This is a genomic window from Streptomyces sp. GESEQ-35, from assembly GCF_017948485.1.
In the GTDB taxonomy this organism is placed as follows: Bacteria; Actinomycetota; Actinomycetes; order Streptomycetales; family Streptomycetaceae; genus Streptomyces.
The window spans coordinates 367,899-387,743 of the sequence record NZ_JAFFSX010000004.1 but is presented as its reverse complement, the minus strand read 5'-3'; the positions used below and the strand labels follow the sequence as shown (position 1 = coordinate 387,743).

Here is a 19,845-nt window from a genome sequence, read left to right as displayed (position 1 = left end):
TATGTGGGTGTCGTCCGGGCGGGCCGTCACTCGGGGGCCGTCTCGGGGTCCAGGCGGGTGGCCGCACGGGGGTCGAGGCGCCGGGCCTCTTCGTAGTCGGCGCGGGCGGCGGTGACCCTGCCGAGGTCCTCCCGGGTCCGGGCCCGGCCGATGAGCGCCTCGGCCGCCATGGCGTCGTCTCCCAGGTCGCGTGCGAGGCCGATGACGTGTGTGAAGCACTCGACCGCGCGGTGCAGGTGCGCCGGTGTGCCCGTGCGGTGGCCGAGATGCCGGAACACTTCTCCCCTCGTGTTCCAGCAGGACGCCAGTACCTCGGGGTCCTCGGAGTCCCGGATGGCCTCGCCCAGTATCCAGTCCGCCTCGTGGAGGTCGGCCAGCACGCCCTCGAATGCGAAGCGCTGGACGTGGGCCCGTCCGAGCGTCATGCGCTGCACCGGCAGGTAGGCCTCGTCCCGGCTCTCCTCCACCGCGGTGCGCAGGACCCGGATGGCGTGGTGGGTGTCCGCGACGGAGCCCTCGGTCTCGGCGCGCTTCAGCAGGGTCAGGCCGAAGTTGGTCAGGACCGACGCGCGGAGCGGATGGTCCTCTCCCAGCAGCAGCTCTGCGCCGGCCCATGCGTCGATGGCACGGTCCCGCTCGGCGGGGACGCGTGTCTCGCCGTACGCGCGCAGATGGAGTCGTGCGCTGCGCAGCATGCACTCCAGGCGCAGCAGCGCGTTGTCACCGGCGGCGGCGAGGGCCTGCTCCAATGCCTCACGCGTCGTGGGGTGTCCGTCCGCGTCGCGCCCCTGGTACTCGACCGCGTCCGCCAGAGCCAGCCAGGCCTTGCAACGCTCCTCGGCGGGGAGGGTGTCCTCGTCGGACACCGCCGCGCGGAACGCCTCGGCGGCGCGCGCGGCGGCGAGGGCGGCAAGCTCAGCACGGCGTACGGCCGGTCTCACGAAGCCGCTGCCCGCGTGCTGCCGCGCCAGATCGAGCCACAGGTGGCCCAGGGCGACGAGGGGCAGCGCGGGTCCGGACGGCCGGACGAGTCGGCTCCCTGCCTCGGCGGCCCGCTCCATGTGGGCGACGTACCACTTCTCGGGATCGACGGCGGCGCGGAACGGGCCGTCCGGACCGGCGGCGCGTACGCCGGACTCGGCGATCGAGCGGCGTACGCGCATCAGCATCTGCCCGACGGCCGGCAGCCCCGTGCCGGGCCGCTCGTCGAGCTCCTCCGCCCGCACCGCCTCCAGTTCCCGGTCGGCCACGTCCAGTGCCACAGCCAGCGCGTAGTCCTCGACGGGGTGGCGCGGGTGCGCCGCACCGCGCGCCCACTCCCGAAGACTCCCCGGCACTCCCTCGAACTCGATGCCCCGCGCGCTCACCTGACCCGCGATCTCCCCACAGATCAACCCGCGTAGCAACCGCCCCCGCGCACTTCCGCTCTCCGACTCCGCGATCGCCTCCCAGGCGTCCCGCAGGTCCTCCCCCACGCCCCGCACCCGCCACCTCGCCAGCAGCGCGTTCGCCAGCTCCTCCCCCGCCGCCGCCCGCTCCTCACCGCTCCCCGCGATCCCGGCAGCCAGCCTCAAGTACCCCACGGCGGCGTCGAGTTCCCGGGTGAGCCCCTCTCGCCCGTACCGCTCGATCGCCTCGCGTCCGTTGCCGAGCAGGTCGCCCGCGGTCAGCTCGGGCGGTGTCGTCGTCACCACCGGGATCCGCGTACCGAGGTCGCGCAGCACGTCCGCCGACACCTCTGCGAAGGCGCGCAGCCCGGCCGGCTCCTGCTCCTCGCCCAGCCCGACCGCGGGCGACGCGGCGGCAGTGGGGTCGACCGCTCCCCGCAGAAACGCCCGGGCCAGCGCGGGAAAGTTCCGCGCGCTGCGTCCGAACTTCCGCTCCACGTACGCGGAACAGTGCTTCAGCAGCAGTTCGACGTCCTCGACGGCCAGCCGCGTCCGCAGCTCGGTCGCCACCCCGGACAGGAAGTCGTACCGTACGGCCCGCGGCTCGTCCGCGTCCTGACGGCGCTTGAGCAGTCCGCTCAGCAACACCTCGGACAGCACGTCGGGACCGCTCCCGGCGAGCATCGCGTGCTGGACGAGCTGCATGACCGGCAGATACAGCGGTACGGCGGACAGGTACACGGCGAGCCGGCGGGCCTCCGGGGACGCGGTGCGCCAGAAGACGCCGACGCGTTCCGCACCGCTGATGTCCTCCGTGGCCCGCACCGGCGCGCCGGACGCGGGCTGGTCGGCGCGTACCCAGCCGGCGGCGGCGGCGAGGGCCTGTCCGGTGGCGCCGGAGACCAGCCGGGCCCAGCCCTCCACGGACGGCCGGCGCAGCGCGAGGACGGGCACGGGCAGCGCACCCTGCTGGGCACGCCCGCGCTCCGGGAGGAACTCCAGCGCGCCGGCGGGCCCTTCGCGCCGGTGCAACAGTCCACGCCGGGCGGGCAGATGGGTGCGCAGCCACATGCGCTGCGGCAGCGGCTGCACCACGGCGACCGGCGCCGTGGCCGCCCAGCCGTGCAGCAGCCGGTGCATACGACCGCTGCGCCACATCGGCCCGGCGCAGTCACTGAGGACGAGGGTCAGCCGGCGTCCGGTGGGGTCGCTGAGCTGTTCCGGCGCATGCAGCGGGCCGGGGTGCTCGGCAGCGGAGGCGTAGCCGGGCAGGCCGCCGGGCGCCTCGTGCAGGTACTGCACCTGTACCTCGCGGAAGGCTCCGGCGCGTTCGCAGACCTGGCGCAGTTCGTCGAGCGCCTGCTGCCACACGACAGTGGAGGTGGAGACGTCCATCAGGAGCAGCAGGCGTGCCTCGCGGCGCCGTTCGGTGCGCATGACGGGCAGGACGAGTCCGGACTCGGCGGCCCGTTCGGCGGTGGCCTGTTCGTCGAGGACGCGGGGGACGGGCCGTACGGGCGCACGGTACCGCTGGAGGGGGCGTAACCCTCGTTGCAGGGAGAGCGGTTCGGGCAGGACGGGTGCGGCGGGGACGTGGACGGGCGCCATGCGGCCGCCGGGGGTGTCACTGCCCTCGCCGGGCGCGAACAGGCGGGCGCCGTCGGGTTGTTCGGCCGGTGCGTCTTCCGCGGCGGGGACGGAGTGCGGCCGGGCCGGCCGGGAGCCGGGGGCGTCGGCCGGGCCGGACGTGGGGCCGCCGGCGGTGGAGTCGGGTGAGGCCGGTCGGTCGGGTGTCCCGGGCAGCCAGCGGGCCAGCCACAGCGCGTCCGCGAGCTCCTCGACGCCCGGCGGGATCCCGGCGTCGCGCAGCCGCGCGACCAGCGCCGCGAGCGCGCCGCTCGCGTCGCCTGTGGGGGTGCCGGGCGCGGACATCGGCTACCGGGGCCCGCGGTCCAGGGGCTGCATGAGCAGCTCGGAGATCTCCTCCCGGCGGGCCGCGTCGCGGGCGGCGTGCTGGGCGAGGAAGATCGCGTTGAGGAGCTGGTCGGTCGGGCGCAGGGCGCCGTCCGCCTCGGCGTCGGTGAACTGACCGACGATGTCGCGGTTGGCCTCGTACGCGTCCGCGCCGAAGTGCGCCTGGACGAGCGCGGCGAGCCGCTCGTCGCGCGGCGCCTTCAGGTCCAGCGGGATGCAGCGGCGCAGCAGCGGGGCCGGGAACTCCCGCTCGCGGTTGCTGGTCATGACGACGAACGGGAAGGCCAGACAGCGGATCCGGCCGCCCGTCACCTCCACCCGCCGGCCGTCGTCGGTGAGCACCCGGACCGTTGGCGTACGGTCGGCGATCCGCTCCAGCTCGGGGATGGGGAACTGCCCTTCCTCAAGGACGTTCAGCAGGTCGTTCGGCAGGTCGATGTCGCTCTTGTCCAGCTCGTCGATGAGCAGCACCCGGGGCCGGTCGGCGGCGAGCAGCGCGGTGCCGAGCGGGCCGAGTTTGAGGTAGCGGCCGATGTCCTCGGAGAGTGGCTCGCCCTCCTCGTTCGTACGTTCCAGCTGTGCGTCCTGGAGCCGGGCGATGGCGTCGTACGTGTAGAGGCCGTCCTTGAGTTCGCTGCGGCTGACGATCGGCCAGTCCAGGACCCGGCCCAGCGCGAGTTCGTGGGCGACGGAGTGGGCGAGCGTCGATTTGCCGACGCCCGGCTCGCCGGTGACGAGGAGGGGGCGCCTCAAGTACAGGGCCGCGTTGATGAGTTCGAGGGTGTCGGGGTCCTGGATGGGCAGCGGGACGGTGCGCGCGCCGAGCCTGCGGTGGGTCGAGGCGTCGAGGTCCGGGACGTCGTACCGTACGGCCCGGGCGTCGAAGGCCCGCCAGGGCGGCGGGGCCGGCAGCTGCCCGATCCTGTCCGGATCCGGACCCCCGGTGCCCCGGTAGATGAACCACTCGCTCATGCTGCGCTCCTCGTCGACGGTCGGTGGTCATCCACGTCCTGGCCGACGGGGGCGGTGAGCGCCCGCAACGGGCCCCTGGAAATGTACCCAGGCAGGGCATTCCACACCGTATTTTTCGGCCGACTGTCGTGGATGTTCCTCCGGATGTTCACAACGGCGCGTCCAGAGGTTCGGTCTCCTCGCCGGGCAACGGGCGCCGCGGGTCGTCGTACAGGATGGCCAGCGGCTCCGCCCAGCGGCCCTCGGCGCGCTGCTCGCTGATGTCCTGCCGCAAGTGCCGGAGCCGGTCCGGGAGTTCGGCGAGGCAGCCGAGACCGCCGAGCAGTTCCTCGGCCTTGGCGTGGAGGGTTTCGCAGGCCTCGGTGCAGGCCGGGCCGGTGTGTCCGTCGATGAGCCAGAGGGCGACGCCGTGGCCGGTCTCCAGGGCGAGTTTCATCGCCGTACGCCCGGAGCCCCGACCTGCCGGGCGGCACATGACGGGGATGCGGTCGCAGGCGGCCTTGCGGTAGCGCACCGCGGTCGGCACGACGCCCCGCTCCGGGGTGCGCCAGCCGAAGAAGCGCCGCTGGGCGGCCGTCGTCTGCCAGCGCTCCGACCAGAGGTTGTCCGGTTCTCCGCGGCGCGCGAGGGAGCGCAGGACGACCCGGCGGCGTACGCCGAGGTGTCCGGTGTCGTTCAGCGCGGCGATGTCGTCGAACCGCCAGCGGTGCACCTCGGTGTCGAAGTACTCGGCGGGCAGGGCGACTTCGAGCGGTACGGGCCGGTCCGCCCGGTCCTTCGCGCGCAGCAGCCGGCTCAGCGGTTCCCGCAGCGCCTGGACGAGCCCGCCGGGCAGATGCCCGTGGACCGACCTGTCCTCCTCGTACAGTTCGGGCGCGCCGGCGCCGTCGTCGCACCAGATCTGCCAGAAGAACCGGGCGGGCGCAGGGCCGATGACCGGGTCGAGGAGGACGGCCACCGTGGTGCCCTCGCCGGGGCCCGGGTAGCGGATCACGACACGTTCAGGACCGTCGGCGGGGGCGGGTCGCAGGGCCTCTGGGAGGCGGACGTCCTCGACGAGGGCGTGCCAGGCGCGGCGCCGGTCCTTGCGCAGTCGCTTCCGCGTCCATTCACCGAGCACGGCGCAATTGCCGCCCCGGGAGCTTATGTAGGCCTCGATGTGCTTGAGGTAGCGCAGGAAGGTGAGCGAGTCGCGCGGATACGGCCCTTCGTAGAGCAGCCCGTGGCCGTCGCGCCAGGTCAGCAGCTCGGGGGTCTCGCCCGGCCATTTGCTGCCGCTGAGGGCGTGGTTCGCCAGGACCTCCACGGTGAACGCGTCGGGCGGGGCGGGCAGCGCGGCGAGCAGGTCCAGCGCCTCGCGCCGGTCGGCGGGTGACCAGCGCTCGGCGTCGTCGGCGGGCGGGCGGTCCTGGAGCTCGATCCAGTTGTCCCCGCTCTCGGACTCCGGCTCGGTGCCGTGCCACCGGTCGTGAGCCGCCATCACCGTGCGGTACGTCTCCCCGAACCGGCGCAGCGCGCAGATCGCCACCGCCTTGCCGCCGTCCGTCTGCTTCCGGCGCGACTTGACCAGTCCGACGACGGCTCCGGTGTCCGGGTCGAGCAGCGGACCGCCCGAGACACCGCTCGGGAATTCGACGTCCGGCTTGATGATCAGCCCGTACTCGTCCTCTTTGCCGTTGATCTCGGCCTCGACCACGCGCGCGTGGAGGAGCGGCGGCTCCGGGTAGTAGCCGTAGATCTTGACGGCTCCGGAATGCCGTACGGCGCGGTCGGCGAGCCACACGCACTCGTGCTGGTGGTCGTCGGGGTCCCCGGTCAGCCGCACCAGGGCCAGGTCCTGCTCCGCCGGTACGTCCTTCAGCGCGGGGTTGACGAGCAGCCACTGCCCCAGTCGCGCCTCGGCGTCGATGCCCACGCCGCGCACCCGGAACGCCCTGCCGGGGTCGGCCCTGAGGTGCTGGCGCAGCACATGCGCGGCCGTCAGCACCCAGCCGGGCGCGACGAAGAACCCGCTGCCCCACAGCGGCCCGTCGGCTCCCCCGGCGGGCAGCAGATGGACCGTGGCGGCTCTCGCCAGCTCCTCGAGGCGCTCCCTGCGCTCACTCATCGCCGGACGGGGGCACGGCGGCGGCGGTGCCGGGCTGCCGGTCCAGCTGCCAGGTGAGCGTGACCTGCAAGGACGCCTTGGCCTCGCCCCGTGCGAGCACGGCGACGGCCAGGCCCTCCTTGGCCGTCAGCTCCACACCGAAAGTGATGGCCGCCTCGCTGGGCTTCGCCGCGCGGGCGGCGTCGAGGACCGTGCCGCCGACCGCGGTGATCAGTTCCCGGAGCTGGTCGACCCTGGCCAGGGCGGCCTCGGTGAAGCCGACGTCCTCCTGGTCGCCGTACTCGTCGTCGCTGCCGATCCGGGCGGTGACGATCGTCCCGCCCGGCAGTTCGATCTCCTGGATGTGACTCATGCCGCTCCCCCGTCGAGCTTGCGCCCGGTCCAACTGCCCCCAACCGGGCCCCACTTGAACTGCGACGATGCTAATGGCCCGGCCGGTTGCACGCGACCCCGCACAGCGTGCGAAACCGGACACGCGCGCGTACGGCCTACCCTGAGTGAGTAGGCCGTAGGGCTGGTCCCGTGCGCATCAGGAGCAAGAGTTGTACTTCACCGACCGAGGCATCGAAGAACTGGAGAAGCGGCGCGGCCAGGAGGAGGTCACCTTCGAGTGGCTCGCCGAGCAGCTGCGGACGTTCGTCGATCTGAACCCGGACTTCGAGGTGCCGGTGGAGCGACTGGCGACGTGGCTGGCGCGGCTGGACGACGAGGACGACGACGAGTAGGCGATTCCGGGGGCGCTCCGCCCGTGGCCGTCAGTCCCGCGGGCGGATCAGTTCGTACGTCAGCCCGAGCGCGCCGTGCGCGATCAGCAGCGCCCCCGCCGTGATCCAGCCGCCGCTGCGCTGCCGTACGCCCCAGGCCGCCAGCGGGAGGCCCACCGCCACGTGAGCGAGGGCGAGGGCGCGGGCCCTGGGGTCGCCGGACCAGGGCAGCCAGGGCCCCAGACGGCCGCGGTCGACCGCGACGAGTCCCGCACGGACCGCCTCACGCCGGCCGGGCCACTCGACGTGCCGGGTCTCCGGGTGGGCGCGGGCCGCCTCGCGCAGACGGCCGGCGGGTTCGCCGGGGACGAGGCCGGCGGGAAGGGCCACTCCCGCGCGCGTGAGGACGGCGAGCAGGCCACGCACGCGTGCACGTGCGTCGGCCTCGGAGTCCGGTTTCGTCAGCACCTCGAGGTCCTGTACGTCCAGCACCGGGTCGAGCCCCAGACGGGCGGCGAAGGTGCGCATCGCCTCGTCCTCACCGGCCGGGGTGCCATTGGCCAGCCAGTCATAGCCGACGGGCCGGCGGAAGCCGGACGCGAGCGTGTAGCCGCTGCGGTCGGCGTCCCACCACAGGGCGAGGACCGGCCAGGGGGCGCCGACGGCCAGCGCGGTGGCCCAGCCGGTGAGGACCCGGTCGACTGGTTCGAGGGGGCCGGCGCCCGGCCGCCACGGCGTGCCCTCGGGGACCAGAACGCTCCACTCCGCGCCGGCCGGCGAGAGCAGCATGGGCTCGCGCAGCAGCTGTGCGGCGGGGGCGACGGACTCGACCCCGGCCCGGCAGAGGAGCAGGGCGCCCGGGGCGGGGGCGGCACGGGAGGTTTCCGGCGACATGAACACACGCTAGGTCGATTTACACCGTTTGGTCATATTTGAGGGCGAGAACATCCCCAGAACGAGTGTCTTGACTTTCCGTGGGCGCGATATATCGTGAATTACACGAGACGCGATATGGCGCGTTGTCACATGGAGGTCTGCACCATGTCCGAGTGGTCCGTCGCAGAGCCCAGGAAGCTCACCTTCGACGAGCCGGTGAGCGAGCTCCATGTGCGCATCGTCAACGGAACGGTGAACGTCGTGGGGACGGACGAAGGTTCCGCCCGCCTGGAGGTCTCCGAGATCGAGGGACCGCCCCTGGTGGTCACCCAGGAGGGTGGCACGCTGACAGTGGCGTACGACGACCTGCCCTGGAAGGGCTTCCTCAAGTGGCTGGACCGCAGGGGCTGGCGCCGCAGTGCCGTGGTCTCCCTGGCCGTTCCGGCCTCCACGCGCGTGGAGGTGGGGGTGGTCGGCGCGGGCGCGGTCGTCTCCGGGATCGACGGCCCCTCGGTGGTGAAGGGCGTCATAGGCGACACGACTCTCGTCCGGCTCTCCGGCCCGGTCCGCGCGGACACGGTGTCCGGGAATCTGGAGGCCCAGTCCGTCACCGGCAACCTGCGGTTCAACTCGGTCTCCGGCGATCTCACCGTGGTCGAGGGCTCGGGCTCCTCGGTGCGGGCCGACTCGGTCAGCGGTTCCATGATCGTCGACCTCGACCCCGACGGTCCCACCGACGTACGGCTGACCAGCGTCTCCGGCGAGATCGCCATCCGGCTGCCGCAGCCGGCGGACGCGCAGGTCGAGGCGAACACCGCGAGCGGGACGATCTCCAACGCCTTCGAAGGGCTGCGGGTCCACGGCCAGTGGGGCGCCCACAAGATCACCGGCCGGCTCGGCCCGGGCAACGGCAAACTGCGGGCGACCACCGTCTCCGGCTCGATCGCCCTGCTGCGCCGCCCGCCCAAGGAGGACGAGGAGGAGCCCTGGGAGGCCACCGCGGGCTCACCGGCGGAACCGGCGGACGTCCACGTCCCGAAGGACGCCGCCCCGGCGAACCGTCCGCAGGACGACTCCGCGGACGGACCACAGGACGACGCCGTAGACGGACCACAGGACGACTCCGCAGACGAACCACAGGCTGACTCGGTGGACGGACCACAGAGCAACTCGGGGGACAATTCCGTTTCCGGTCCGGGCGAGGGCGCCACCAGCGCCCGGGCCGACGGCACGACCGACAAGAAGGTGCTCTGACATGCCTCCCGTCTTCGCCCACGGCCGCCTCCGCCTCTACCTGCTGAAGCTGCTGGACGAATCACCACGCCACGGCTACGAGGTGATCCGGCTCCTCGAAGACCGCTTCCAGGGCCTGTACGCCCCCTCGGCGGGCACCGTCTACCCGCGCCTGGCCAAGCTGGAGGCCGAGGGCCTGGTCACCCACACCACCGAGGGCGGCCGCAAGGTGTACGCCATCACGGACGCGGGCCGCGCCGAACTGGCCGACCGCAGCGGTGAACTGGCCGACCTGGAGCTGGAGATCCGGGAGTCCGTGGCGGAACTCGCCGCCGAGATCCAGGCCGATGTGCGCGGCGCGGCGGGTGACCTGCGGCGTGAGATGCGGGCGGCGGCGAGCGAGGCACGCCAGGGCAACGGCGGCCAGGCCGGTTCCGAACAGGACGGCCCGCTCGGCGACTTCGCGGACTACGCCGACAAGGAGGCGTGGCGCACCGCCAAGGAGGAGATGCGTCGCGTCAAGCAGGAGTGGAAGGAGCAGGCCAGGCGCGCCAAGGACGAGAGCCGCCGGGCCCGCGAGGAGGCCCAGCGGGCCCGTCGCCAGGCCAAGGAGGCTCAGGACCGGGCCCGGGCGCAGGCGCAGGAAGAGGTGCAGCGCATCGCCAGAAGGGTCCAGGAGCAGGTGCAGGATCACTTCACACGAGGCGACTGGCCGACGGGCGTGCGCGAGGGCCTGACGGAACTGGCCAAGGAGTTCGGCGAGTTCGGGAAGGACTACGGCAAGGAGTTCGGCAAGGACTTCGGTTTCGGCCGGGCCGGCACCGCCAAGTCCGCGCCCGCGGAACCGGAGTACTCAACCACTCCGGAGGACTTCCCGGCCGACTTCGAACCGTCATGGGCCCACGAGTCCTCCACCGGCGACCCGATCCGGGACCTGGACCGTCTGCTGGACCGCTTCCGTGACGACATCCGCGACGCGGCCCGCGACCACGGCGTCACCGGCGACCAACTCCGCGACGCCCGCCGCCACTTGTCGACGGCGGCGGCACACATCGGGGCACTGCTGCGGACACCGAAGGGGTGACCGCACCCTCGCGCGGGGCAGTGCGGCGACCTGTCGGCCGCACTGCCACCGACGCCCCTCAGCCGGCCTTGGCCTCACCGCCGCCGTACAGCACGCGCGTCAGGGCCTCGTACGTCACCCCGTGATCGGCGAGGACCTCGCCGGGCACGCCGGACCGGGCGGCCAGGGCGAGCAGGATGTGCTCGTCCCCGATATGCCGTTCACGGCGCCCGGCGGCAACCCGCAGGGACTCCGTGAGCGTGTCCTTGGCGCCGCGGGCGAAGGGGCGATGCCCGGATCGCGCCCTGCCCTTCCGGTCGCCGGACATCGCCCCGACACCGTGCACCTCCTCGACCCGGGCGACGATCTCCGAGAGGTCGATCCCCAGCCCCGCGAGCGCCTCGGCGTCGGCCTGGGACAGCCCGGCCCGTCGCCGCGCCTCGACCAGGGCGCTGCGCACCGACTCCTTGCCGTGCTCGCCGTTGCCGAGGAGCGAGGCCAGCGCAAAGGAGGCGCGACTGCCCTCGCGATCGAGAAGCGCGAGGAGCATGTGCTCGGCCTCGACGGACGACGCCCCCGCCCGCTCGGCCTGTCCGACCGCCTCCTGCACCACCTCGCGGGCGTCCTTGGTGAACCGCTCGAACATCAATGCCTCCCGTACTTCTTGTGCACGGCCTGCCTGCTCACACCGAGTTCCGCGGCGATCTCCTGCCACGACCAGCCCTGATTACGCGCATTGCGCACCTGCACCGCCTCCAGCTGCTCCAGCAGCCGGCGCAGCGCGGCGACGGCCCGTAGTCCGACCCGAGGATCGCGGTCACCCGCACGCTCGGCGAGATCCGTTGCTTCGGTCATGATGTCAACTTACGTTGACAATCCCGGCCTGTCAACCGCGGTTGACGCAAGAGTCGTGGAGAAACGCCGAACGGCGGGCCCCAAAAGGAGCCCGCCGCACGAACGAAACAAACGAAACCGTCAGGAGTGACTGAGCACGATCTTGCCGAACTGCTCCCCGGACTCAAGCCGTTCGAAGCCCTCGCGCGCCCGGTCCAGCGGAAGCACCTCGTCGATCACGGGGCGCACACCGGTCGCGGCACAGAAGGAGAGCAGGTCCTCCAGCTCGTCCTTGGTCCCCATCGTCGACCCCACGACCTTGAGCTCCAGGAAGAAGATCCTGGTCAGCTCGGCATGCGAGGGACGGTCACCACTCGTCGCGCCGGAGATGACGAGCGTGCCGCCCGGCTTCAGGGACTTCACCGAATGCGACCACGTGGCGGCCCCCACGGTCTCGATCACGGCATCGACCCGCTGCGGCAGCCGCGCCCCCGACTCCACAGCCTCCACGGCCCCCAGCTCCACGGCCCGCTTCCGCTTGGCCTCGTCCCGGCTGGTGGCGAACACCCGCAGCCCCGCAGCCTTCCCCAGCACGATCGCGGCCGTGGCGACACCACCACCGGCGCCCTGCACGAGCACGGAATCCCCCGGCCGCACGCCGGCATTGGTGAACAGCATCCGATACGCGGTCAGCCAGGCCGTGGGCAGACAGGCGGCCTCCTCGAAGGAGAGCTCCTTGGGCTTGGGCAGGACGTTCCACGTCGGTACGGCGACCTGCTCGGCGAAGGTGCCCTGGTACCGCTCGGTGAGGATGGAGCGCGGCTCCTTGGGGCCGACCCCGTACCCGGTCTGCCCGATGACGGAGTGCAGCACGACCTCGTTGCCGTCCTCGTCGACGCCCGCGGCGTCACATCCGAGGATCATCGGCAACCGGTCCTCCGGGAGACCCACACCCCGCAGGGACCACAGGTCGTGATGGTTGAGGGAGGCGGCTCTGACGTTGACGACACTCCATCCGGCACGAGCCTCGGGAGCCGGACGCTCCCCCAACTCCAGGCCGGAGAGCGGCTGGTCACGGTCGATTCGGGCAGCGTAGGCGGCGAACATGGGCTCGACGATAGGGGCCACACGGGGCGTACGGAACAACGGAGCCCTGTGACACTTGCCCTCTTGCACGAACCTGCCGGGAGGCACTCCACGAACCACCCGAACGGCCGCACGACCAGGCAAAGAAATGACCCCGCCCAACCGGACGGGGCCATTCACGCGCACATCAGCGCCGGGCAACGCCTTCGGCCCGGGCAGCCGCAGCCACCGCCGCGGTCACCGCGGGAGCAACCCGCTCGTCGAACGGCGACGGAATCACGTAGTCGGCGGCGAGGTCGTCCCCCACCACCGCCGCCAGCGCCTCGGCGGCGGCCAGCTTCATCCCCTCCGTGATCCGGGAGGCCCGCACCTGGAGCGCCCCCGCGAAGATCCCCGGGAACGCCAGCACGTTGTTGATCTGGTTCGGGAAGTCCGACCGCCCCGTCGCGACGACCGCCGCGTACTTGTGCGCCACATCGGGGTGCACCTCGGGGTTCGGGTTGGCCATGGCGAACACGAACGCCCCGTCGGCCATGGAAGCGACCGCGGCCTCCGGCACCGTACCGCCCGAGACCCCGATGAAGACGTCGGCGCCTTCCAGAGCCGTCTCCAGCGATCCGGTGATGCCCGCCTTGTTGGTGAATCCGGCCAGCTCCTGCTTGACCGGCGTCAGATCGTCCCGCTCGGCCGACACCACACCCTTGCGGTCCGCGACCGCCACATCCCCGATCCCCGCCTCGACGAGCATCTTGGCGATGGCGACACCGGCCGCCCCCGCGCCGGAGATGACGGCCCGCAGCTCACCGAGGCCCTTCCCGGTCAGCCGCGCGGCGTTCCGCAGGGCCGCGAGCGTCACGACCGCCGTACCGTGCTGGTCGTCGTGGAAGACCGGGATGTCCAGTCGCTCCTGGAGCTTCCGCTCGATCTCGAAGCACCGCGGTGCCGAGATGTCCTCCAGGTTCACACCGCCGAAGGACGGCGCGAGCCGCACCACGGTCTCGATGATCTCGTCGACGCCCGTGCAGTCCAGCGCGATCGGGACCGCGTCCACGCCGCCGAACTGCTTGAACAGGATCGCCTTCCCCTCCATCACGGGAAGGGAGGCCTCCGGGCCGATGTCACCGAGTCCGAGCACAGCCGTACCGTCGGTCACGACCGCGACCACGGACGACTTCCACGTGTAGTCGTGGACCAGCTCCGGCTGCTCGGCGATGGCGGTGCACACGCGGGCGACGCCGGGCGTGTACGCCAGGGACAGGTCGTCCTTGTCACGGACCGGCACGGTGGCCTGCACAGCCATCTTGCCGCCGCGGTGCAGCGCGAACGCCGGATCGAAGGAATCGAGGGGCTCCGCCCCGCCGTCCTGCTCCGTATTGCTGTCGCTGCGAGGATTGACGATCTCCGCTGCCACTTTGTCTTACCCCTTAGGTCTTCATGGTTTGAGGGTGGCCGCTTCTGGTTGAGGAGCGGGCGGGCACCGCGTAAGGCCCTTGTCGGTGATGCGTACGGGCACATACGCGACGGGCGCGCCGCACACGCGCCCTGAGCCCCGGATGAGGGGTGTAAAGAACCTTCTTACCGGACGGACCCTGCTGACGACGAGTCCATAACGCGAAGGTCACATGCCGGTGACATGACTCATAGCTCAATGTCGGGACAAGTCCTGGAGGACCGCTTGACACCGAAGATCTTCCGGCCGGAAGGAAGGATTCCCGTAGAAGGTCCGGCCACGATGTACCGACCTGAGGCGGTTCGGGTGTCACCCGTTATCCGATTTTGACATGAGGGGCGCCCTGAATGCCGTAGTCCGAATGGCAAGATGCCGTAATCACACGAGGTCGCGACACTCGAAGGCGAGTGCTCCCGTCGATCCGTGTGCCCTCGTCGACCAAAGACGCACGGTGACTGCCGAACCCATCGGCAGCCGCCCGCCCCCATCGGCAACTCCACCCATCCGCCGGAGGAACCCACCATGACCGCACGCTCCACCCGTCGTACGACCGCCACGCGCACCCGCCTGGCCGCGGTCGGCTCGATCGCGGTCGCAGGCGCACTGATTCTCACCGGCTGCGGCGACCAGACCGACAGCGGTGGCGGCAGCTCGGAGGAGACCAGCAAGGCCAACAGTGCCCCGCTGTTCTCCAAGCTCCCGAAGGAGATCCAGGACAAGGGCGTCATCCAGGTCGGCACGAACGCCGAGTACGCGCCCATGGAGTACCAGGAGGGCGGCAAGATCGTCGGTGTGGACCCCGACATCGCCGCCGCGCTGGGCAAGCAGCTCGGTGTGGAGTTCAAGTTCACCTCGGGCTCCTTCGACGGCCTGATCACCTCCCTGAACTCCGGCCGTTACGACGTCGCCATGTCCTCGATCACAGACACCAAGGCGCGCCAGGAGGGCCTGGACGACAAGGGCAAGAAGCTCGGCCCCGGCGTCGACTTCGTCGACTACTTCACGGCCGGCACCGCCGTCTACGTCCAGAAGGGCAACCCGAAGAAGATCAACTCGATCGAGGATCTCTGCGGTCAGACGGCCGCGGTGCAGCGCGGCACGACGTACGAGCAGGCCCTCAAGGACCAGTCCGCGAAGTGCACGGACGCCGGCGACCAGAAGATCACCATCGAGGCGTTCGAGAACGACACCGAGGCACAGACCCGCGTGAAGTCCGGCGGCGCGGTCGCGGGCGTCAATGACTACCCGGTGGCCGTCGACCTGGCCCGCAAGGCCGATGGCGGCAACGCCTTCGAGGTGGTCGGCGAGCAGGTCGACGCGGGTCCCTTCGGTATCGCCGTGAACAAGGACAACAAGGACCTCACCGCGGCTCTCGAAGAGGCAGTCAACGCGATCATCGAAGATGGCACGTACAAGACGATCCTCGAGAAGTGGGGCGCCGAGAGCGGCGCCATCGACAAGGCCGCAGTCAACGGCGGCAAGTGACCGTCCCGAGCATCACTGAAGGGCAGTCACTGTGACTGACAAGTTCGACAAGGTGCCGGCCGACGGGGATCCGTCGGCCGCCACCTCGGTCTCCAAGGACGGCGGGGCGCTCCCCCCCGAGGCGATCAAGGCCATTCCGGTACGGCACTACGGCCGCTGGGTCAGCGGTGCCGTGGTGCTGGCCCTGGTGGCCCTGCTGGTCAACGCCTTCGCCACCGCCGACAAGATCCAGTGGAACGCGGTCGGGGACTATGTCTTCGACTCCACCGTTCTCGCCGGCGCCGGCCGCACTCTGCTGATCAGCGTCCTCGCAATGATCATGGGTGTGGTCCTGGGCATCGTGCTGGCCGTGATGCGGCTCTCCAAGAACCCGGTCACGAGCTGGGTGGCCTGGGTCTACATCTGGTTCTTCCGCGGCACGCCGGTCTATGTCCAGCTCCTCCTCTGGTTCAATCTGGCGCTGATCTTCCCCGTACTGAATCTCGGTCCGATCTACAAGGACGAGATGGTGGACGTCATGACGCCGTTCATGGCCGCCCTGCTGGGCCTGGGCCTGAACGAGGCGGCGTACATGGCGGAGATCTGCCGCGCCGGTCTACTGGCCGTCGACGAGGGCCAGACCGAGGCCTCGCACGCGCTCGGCATGAGCCACGCGAAGACGCTGCGCCGCGTCGTGATCCCGCAGGCGATGCGGGTGATCGTGCCGCCCACCGGCAATGAGTTCATCAACATGCTGAAGACCTCGTCGCTGGTGTACGCGGTGACGTACAACGAACTGCTGCGCGCCACCTCGACGATCGGCTCCACGTCGTACGCCGTGATGGAGATGCTGTTCGTCGCGTGCATCTGGTACCTGGTCATGACCAGCGTCTTCAGCGTCTTCCAGTACTACCTGGAGCGACGCTACGCCCGCGGCTCGACCCGCAGCCTGCCTGCCACTCCCTGGCAGAAGATCAAGGCGAACATGCTCGGGCTGGGCAGTGAAAGGGGCACAGCATGACCGCCATGGTGAAGTCCGAGGGCGTCCACAAGTCCTTCGGCCTGGTCGAGGTCCTCAAGGGCATCAACCTGGAAGTGCAGTCCGGCGAGGTCTTCTGCCTCATCGGCCCCTCCGGCTCCGGCAAGTCGACCTTCCTCCGCTGTATCAACCACCTGGAGAAGATCAACGCCGGGCGGCTGTACGTCGACGGTGAGCTGGTCGGCTACCGCCAGAAGGGCGACAAGCTGTACGAGCTGAAGGACAGCGAGGTCGCGCTGAAGCGGCGGGACATCGGCATGGTGTTCCAGCGGTTCAACCTGTTCCCGCACATGACGGCGCTGGAGAACGTCATGGAGGCCCCGATCCAGGTCAAGGGCGTCAGCAAGGCCGAGGCGCGGGAGCGCGCGGGCGAGCTGCTGGAGCGTGTCGGCCTGGCCGACAAGGCCAAGGGCTACCCCTCGCAGCTCTCCGGCGGCCAGCAGCAGCGCGTGGCCATCGCCCGGGCCCTCGCGATGGACCCGAAGCTGATGCTGTTCGACGAGCCGACCTCGGCCCTCGACCCGGAGCTGGTCGGCGACGTCCTCGACGTCATGCGCGACCTGGCCGAGTCCGGCATGACGATGGTCGTCGTCACCCACGAGATGGGCTTCGCCCGCGAGGTCGGCGACAGCCTGGTCTTCATGGACGGCGGCGTGGTCGTCGAGTCCGGCAACCCGCGCGAGGTCCTGACGAACCCGCAGCACGAGCGGACGCAGGCGTTCCTGTCGAAGGTGCTGTAAGCACGGCGGAACCCGGCAGTACATGAAGAGCGCCGGTACGGCGGGGTTGATCCCCTCGCCGTACCGGCGCTTTCGCGTCCTGGTGACGTCCGGTCAGTGCAGGTAGGTCGTCCACCCCTGGCCGGGCACGTACACCTGGTGACCGCGCTTCTCGATCTTGTCATCGGAGTGGCAGGTCGCCTTGCTTGTGCTGGTCCCCGAGATGGTCGCCCCGTACTTGTTCGTCCGGTAGAACGTCCCCGGGTTGATGCAGCCCAGGTACGCACGGGCCTGGCGACCACAAGGGTTGCTGGTGACCTTCACCGTGTAGGACTTGCCGCTCGTCGAGCCTGTGGCACTGACGACACAGCTTGGATCGGCGTGCGCGCCGGCCACGAATACCGGGATTCCGCTGAAAGCCAGCACCGACGCGGCGCCGACGAGAATGGATTTGCTTCGCTTCAAAGGTTCCCCCTATTCATTCGGAATCGCCGGTCACCTCGGGCTGATGTATCCGTTGTAAGCCATGGAAATGAAACCCGGCTCACCTCTGGGCCCCTCCTGCACGAAGCCCTGGAACATGACGTAGTTTTGCGGTCCTTCTTTGAAGTCGTAGTTGCACACCTTCGCGGCGTTGAAGGCGCCGTCGGTGTCCGCGCACTGTCCGACGCGGCCCGAACCGTCCATCGCCTTCCACTTCACGACGGCTCGCATGCCGTCGCTGCGGAGGTCGTTGACAATGAACTTGTCACCGTCGGCGTCGAAACAGATGTCATAGACGGAACCCTGGTCAACCGCACACGTCTTGTGGCCGGCCGCTTGCGCAGGGGCCCCCGTCATCAATGTCCCAGCCCCCACGATGGTCAGCGTGGCGACTGCGGACAGAGGTCGAAACTTCATTTCAACCTTTCCCCTCTCCAAGCCCGTTGAATGGCTTGGAGCTCCCATCCGATCATGCGAGATTCACCAATGCAAGGCCCTTCTTTGCATGAAGGTTCTTGACTGACCATCAGTGACAGGAAAACCAGACGAAGCCACACGAATTTTCCCGCACCGCTTCAATACGGTCCTTGCGAGGCCTACTTCAACGCCAGCAGCAGCGTGTCCGACGGCGAGCACCACACCGCCCGCGCCTCCCCGAACCCCTTCTCGCGCAGCACGCGCGTGTGCCATGCCGTGGGCGGCATGTCGCCGTCGGCGTGCTCGCCGTAGATCTCGAAGCGGCGGGCGGTGGGCTCGGCGAGGACCGGGTCGTTGGCGGCGAGCTGCCACCACTCGGCCCAGTCGAGGGCGCCGTCCCGCTTGGCCTGATCCATGCGGGCATGGCGCAGGGCGCGCTCGGCCTCGTTGATCCGGGGCGTCGTGTCGTCGATCATGTGGTCGGCGTTCATGAAGACACCGCCGTCGCGGACGAGACCCGCGACCTGACCGTAGAGGGCCGCGAGGGGTTCGCTGTGCAGCCAGTGCAGGGCAGTGGCGGTCAGGACGGCGTCGTACGACTGATGCGGCAGCCTCGCCGGCCAGTCGGGGTCCTTGAGGTCGGCGGTGACGAGGGAGACCCGGTCGTCGCCCGCGAAGGTGCCCTGGGCGATGGCGAGGAGGGCCGGGTCGAGGTCGACGCCGGTGCTGGTGGCGTCCGGGAGCCGGGCGAGGAGCCGGGCCGTGATGGTTCCCGTGCCGCATGCGAGGTCGAGGACGCGCGGGGCGGGTCCGACGAGGGCCTCGACCATGTCGAGCATGATGCTGAAGCGCTCCTCACGGTCCGGCATGTACCACTCCTGCTGCCGGTCCCAGCTCTCCTGCCAGGCCTGCCAGTCGGTCCCGGTGCTGGTAGTCATCGGAGCCCCCTCTTCAGTCGCATACGTAATACCCTGGAAGCACGACCGGCTGTTACCCCGACCGCACCACGACCATAGAACGCCCTCGTAAGGACTACAAGTGGAACTGGCCTATTACTCGGACTACGCCGTACGTCTCGTCAACAGCGAGGAGCCGGCCCGGGGCAAGGACTCGCTGACCTCGGTCGAGGCCGTCCGCGACCTGTTCGGCGGCAACCAGTCGGCGGGCCGTCGGGCCGCCGACGCGGACGTGACGCGGTTCCGTTCGGTCCGGGGGCGACTGCGCTCGGTCTTCGAGGCGGCGGACAAGGGCGACGAGACCCTCGCGGTGGACCTGCTCAACTCCCTGCTGCTGGAGTTCCCGGTGAGCCCGCAGATCTCCGGCCACGACTTCCGGGACGACGACGGCCGCCCGCTGTGGCACATGCACCTCGCCGACCACCCGTCGAACGCGACCGCGGGCTACGCGGCCATCGCCGCGATGGGCCTGGCCTTCCACCTCACCGAGTACGGCGTGGACCGCCTGGGCCTGTGCGAGGCGGCACCGTGCCGCAACGCCTACCTCGACACCTCGACCAACCGCTCCCGGCGCTACTGCTCGGACCGCTGCGCCACCCGCGCCAACGTGGCCGCCTACCGCGCCCGCAAACGCCTGGAGGCCGACCGGTCGGAGAGGACGGGCCTCGCGGCCGACAGCGCCCAGCGCACCAGCGCGAACGGCGAGCGCTGACCGGGCTTGAGCGGCCGATACCGAAAACGGACCCTGCCCAGCACGAGCTCCTCCGGAACGACCCCGTAGTCGGTACTGTCTCCGCCGGCGTACGCGTTGTCCCCGAGCACCCACCAGCCGCCCTCGCGCCGCTCCGCGGCCCGTTTGACGACGAGCAGGTCCTGCTGGAACGGATGCCGCAGAACGACGACGTCACCCGGCCTCATCCTGGCTCCCCACTGCACCACGAGCCGATCCCCGTGATACAGCGTGGGCACCATCGACGGCCCGGTCACCTCGGCCACCCCAAAGGGCAGGGGCGACCTCCCGCGCTCGGTCTCCTGCGACAGCTCCGGCATCCCCGGCACCTCCCCGGTCCGATCCTCCAC

At 70.5% G+C, this 19,845-nt stretch carries 20 protein-coding genes; 7 read left to right on the top strand and 13 right to left on the bottom strand.

All coding sequences use genetic code 11. From position 1 onward, the window contains the following. Positions 1-26 precede the first annotated feature (26 nt). From KCH87_RS11155 to KCH87_RS11140, 4 genes are all read right to left on the bottom strand, one after another. Positions 27-3,320: an SAV_2336 N-terminal domain-related protein gene (locus KCH87_RS11155; protein ID WP_210585812.1), complete on the bottom strand. Its 3,294-nt coding sequence runs from the start codon at positions 3,318-3,320 to the stop codon at positions 27-29. Positions 3,321-3,323: 3 nt separating this feature from the next. Next, entirely contained in the window at positions 3,324-4,334 is a 1,011-nt protein-coding gene (locus tag KCH87_RS11150; protein WP_210585811.1) for a MoxR family ATPase, read from the bottom strand. A gap of 148 nt (positions 4,335-4,482) precedes the next feature. Further along, entirely contained in the window at positions 4,483-6,441 is a 1,959-nt protein-coding gene (locus KCH87_RS11145) for a trypsin-like peptidase domain-containing protein (RefSeq protein WP_210585810.1), read from the bottom strand. After that, positions 6,434-6,793, bottom strand: coding sequence for a CU044_2847 family protein (locus tag KCH87_RS11140; protein WP_210585809.1), 360 nt, complete (start codon positions 6,791-6,793; stop codon positions 6,434-6,436). The genes KCH87_RS11145 and KCH87_RS11140 overlap by 8 nt, the downstream gene beginning before the upstream one ends. A 190-nt stretch (positions 6,794-6,983) precedes the next feature. Here KCH87_RS11140 and KCH87_RS11135 point away from each other — a divergent pair, with 190 nt between their 5' ends. Continuing rightward, positions 6,984-7,166 carry a DUF6104 family protein gene (locus tag KCH87_RS11135; RefSeq protein ID WP_067236968.1) on the top strand — a complete coding sequence of 61 codons (183 nt, stop codon included), beginning with the start codon at positions 6,984-6,986 and terminating at the stop codon, positions 7,164-7,166. Positions 7,167-7,196: 30 nt separating this feature from the next. Here the strand turns inward: KCH87_RS11135 and KCH87_RS11130 are convergent, their stop codons facing one another. Further along, the gene (locus KCH87_RS11130) at positions 7,197-8,039 is read right to left on the bottom strand and encodes a hypothetical protein (protein ID WP_210585808.1); all 843 of its coding nucleotides are present in this window, start codon (positions 8,037-8,039) and stop codon (positions 7,197-7,199) included. 147 nt (positions 8,040-8,186) lie between these two features. On the opposite strand from KCH87_RS11130, the gene KCH87_RS11125 reads away from it, so the two are divergent. Both KCH87_RS11125 and KCH87_RS11120 read left to right on the top strand, forming a co-directional pair. Next, a complete protein-coding gene (locus KCH87_RS11125; protein ID WP_210585807.1) occupies positions 8,187-9,275 on the top strand; it encodes a DUF4097 family beta strand repeat-containing protein in 1,089 nt (362 codons plus the stop codon). 1 nt (position 9,276) lies between these two features. Then, entirely contained in the window at positions 9,277-10,338 is a 1,062-nt protein-coding gene (locus tag KCH87_RS11120) for a PadR family transcriptional regulator (RefSeq protein ID WP_210585806.1), read from the top strand. Between the two features lie 58 nt (positions 10,339-10,396). Here the strand turns inward: KCH87_RS11120 and KCH87_RS11115 are convergent, their stop codons facing one another. The 4 genes from KCH87_RS11115 to KCH87_RS50050 form a co-directional block, all read right to left on the bottom strand. Beyond that, on the bottom strand, positions 10,397-10,963 hold the full coding sequence (locus tag KCH87_RS11115; protein ID WP_210585805.1) for a Clp protease N-terminal domain-containing protein: 567 nt from the start codon (positions 10,961-10,963) through the stop codon (positions 10,397-10,399). Beyond that, positions 10,963-11,172 carry an HTH domain-containing protein gene (locus KCH87_RS11110; protein WP_004925761.1) on the bottom strand — a complete coding sequence of 70 codons (210 nt, stop codon included), beginning with the start codon at positions 11,170-11,172 and terminating at the stop codon, positions 10,963-10,965. The genes KCH87_RS11115 and KCH87_RS11110 overlap by 1 nt, the downstream gene beginning before the upstream one ends. 120 nt (positions 11,173-11,292) lie before the next feature. Further along, positions 11,293-12,258: a zinc-binding dehydrogenase gene (locus KCH87_RS11105; RefSeq protein WP_210585804.1), complete on the bottom strand. Its 966-nt coding sequence runs from the start codon at positions 12,256-12,258 to the stop codon at positions 11,293-11,295. Between the two features lie 166 nt (positions 12,259-12,424). Continuing rightward, positions 12,425-13,648, bottom strand: coding sequence for an NADP-dependent malic enzyme (locus tag KCH87_RS50050; RefSeq protein WP_210585803.1), 1,224 nt, complete (start codon positions 13,646-13,648; stop codon positions 12,425-12,427). Between the two features lie 561 nt (positions 13,649-14,209). Between KCH87_RS50050 and KCH87_RS11095 the strand changes: the two genes are divergently transcribed. Genes KCH87_RS11095 through KCH87_RS11085 form a run of 3 tightly spaced genes read left to right on the top strand, consistent with a single transcriptional unit; the run spans position 14,210 to position 16,930 of the window. Beyond that, entirely contained in the window at positions 14,210-15,172 is a 963-nt protein-coding gene (locus KCH87_RS11095) for an ABC transporter substrate-binding protein (RefSeq protein ID WP_210585802.1), read from the top strand. Positions 15,173-15,203: 31 nt separating this feature from the next. Next, positions 15,204-16,172: an amino acid ABC transporter permease gene (locus tag KCH87_RS11090; RefSeq protein WP_210585801.1), complete on the top strand. Its 969-nt coding sequence runs from the start codon at positions 15,204-15,206 to the stop codon at positions 16,170-16,172. Beyond that, positions 16,169-16,930 (top strand): amino acid ABC transporter ATP-binding protein, encoded by a 762-nt coding sequence (locus KCH87_RS11085; RefSeq protein WP_282612930.1) that lies wholly within the window; start codon positions 16,169-16,171, stop codon positions 16,928-16,930. Before KCH87_RS11090 ends, KCH87_RS11085 begins: the two co-directional genes overlap by 4 nt. Before the next feature lie 93 nt (positions 16,931-17,023). Here KCH87_RS11085 and KCH87_RS11080 read toward each other — a convergent pair whose 3' ends face one another. The 3 genes from KCH87_RS11080 to KCH87_RS11070 all read right to left on the bottom strand — a co-directional run bounded on the left by KCH87_RS11080 (position 17,024) and on the right by KCH87_RS11070 (position 18,747). After that, on the bottom strand, positions 17,024-17,374 hold the full coding sequence (locus KCH87_RS11080; protein WP_210585800.1) for a hypothetical protein: 351 nt from the start codon (positions 17,372-17,374) through the stop codon (positions 17,024-17,026). Positions 17,375-17,404: 30 nt separating this feature from the next. Then, positions 17,405-17,809, bottom strand: a complete 405-nt coding sequence (locus KCH87_RS11075; protein WP_247196018.1) for a hypothetical protein — start codon at positions 17,807-17,809, stop codon at positions 17,405-17,407. Between the two features lie 179 nt (positions 17,810-17,988). Further along, positions 17,989-18,747, bottom strand: coding sequence for a trans-aconitate 2-methyltransferase (locus tag KCH87_RS11070; RefSeq protein WP_210585799.1), 759 nt, complete (start codon positions 18,745-18,747; stop codon positions 17,989-17,991). 100 nt (positions 18,748-18,847) lie between these two features. Here KCH87_RS11070 and KCH87_RS11065 point away from each other — a divergent pair, with 100 nt between their 5' ends. Beyond that, a complete protein-coding gene (locus KCH87_RS11065) occupies positions 18,848-19,477 on the top strand; it encodes an ABATE domain-containing protein (RefSeq protein ID WP_210585798.1) in 630 nt (209 codons plus the stop codon). On the opposite strand, the gene sodX is transcribed toward KCH87_RS11065, so the two are convergent. Next, a complete protein-coding gene (gene sodX, locus KCH87_RS11060) occupies positions 19,381-19,815 on the bottom strand; it encodes a nickel-type superoxide dismutase maturation protease (protein ID WP_210585896.1) in 435 nt (144 codons plus the stop codon). The genes KCH87_RS11065 and sodX overlap by 97 nt on opposite strands. Between the last annotated feature and the right edge of the window lie 30 nt (positions 19,816-19,845).

Bases quoted from the DNA above. Each gene is read 5' to 3' on its own strand.
- KCH87_RS11155 (WP_210585812.1), bottom strand. From the start codon at position 3,320: ATGTCCGCGCCCGGCACCCCCACAGGCGACGCGAGCGGCGCGCTCGCG.
- KCH87_RS11095 (WP_210585802.1), top strand. From the start codon at position 14,210: ATGACCGCACGCTCCACCCGTCGTACGACCGCCACGCGCACCCGCCTG.
- KCH87_RS11120 (WP_210585806.1), top strand. From the start codon at position 9,277: ATGCCTCCCGTCTTCGCCCACGGCCGCCTCCGCCTCTACCTGCTGAAG.
- KCH87_RS11145 (WP_210585810.1), bottom strand. From the start codon at position 6,441: ATGAGTGAGCGCAGGGAGCGCCTCGAGGAGCTGGCGAGAGCCGCCACG.
- KCH87_RS11105 (WP_210585804.1), bottom strand. From the start codon at position 12,258: ATGTTCGCCGCCTACGCTGCCCGAATCGACCGTGACCAGCCGCTCTCC.
- KCH87_RS11075 (WP_247196018.1), bottom strand. From the start codon at position 17,809: ATGAAGTTTCGACCTCTGTCCGCAGTCGCCACGCTGACCATCGTGGGG.
- KCH87_RS11115 (WP_210585805.1), bottom strand. From the start codon at position 10,963: ATGTTCGAGCGGTTCACCAAGGACGCCCGCGAGGTGGTGCAGGAGGCG.
- KCH87_RS11110 (WP_004925761.1), bottom strand. From the start codon at position 11,172: ATGACCGAAGCAACGGATCTCGCCGAGCGTGCGGGTGACCGCGATCCT.
- KCH87_RS11085 (WP_282612930.1), top strand. From the start codon at position 16,169: ATGACCGCCATGGTGAAGTCCGAGGGCGTCCACAAGTCCTTCGGCCTG.
- KCH87_RS11140 (WP_210585809.1), bottom strand. From the start codon at position 6,793: ATGAGTCACATCCAGGAGATCGAACTGCCGGGCGGGACGATCGTCACC.
- KCH87_RS11130 (WP_210585808.1), bottom strand. From the start codon at position 8,039: ATGTCGCCGGAAACCTCCCGTGCCGCCCCCGCCCCGGGCGCCCTGCTC.
- KCH87_RS11070 (WP_210585799.1), bottom strand. From the start codon at position 18,747: ATGACTACCAGCACCGGGACCGACTGGCAGGCCTGGCAGGAGAGCTGG.
- KCH87_RS11150 (WP_210585811.1), bottom strand. From the start codon at position 4,334: ATGAGCGAGTGGTTCATCTACCGGGGCACCGGGGGTCCGGATCCGGAC.
- sodX (WP_210585896.1), bottom strand. From the start codon at position 19,815: ATGCCGGAGCTGTCGCAGGAGACCGAGCGCGGGAGGTCGCCCCTGCCC.
- KCH87_RS11125 (WP_210585807.1), top strand. From the start codon at position 8,187: ATGTCCGAGTGGTCCGTCGCAGAGCCCAGGAAGCTCACCTTCGACGAG.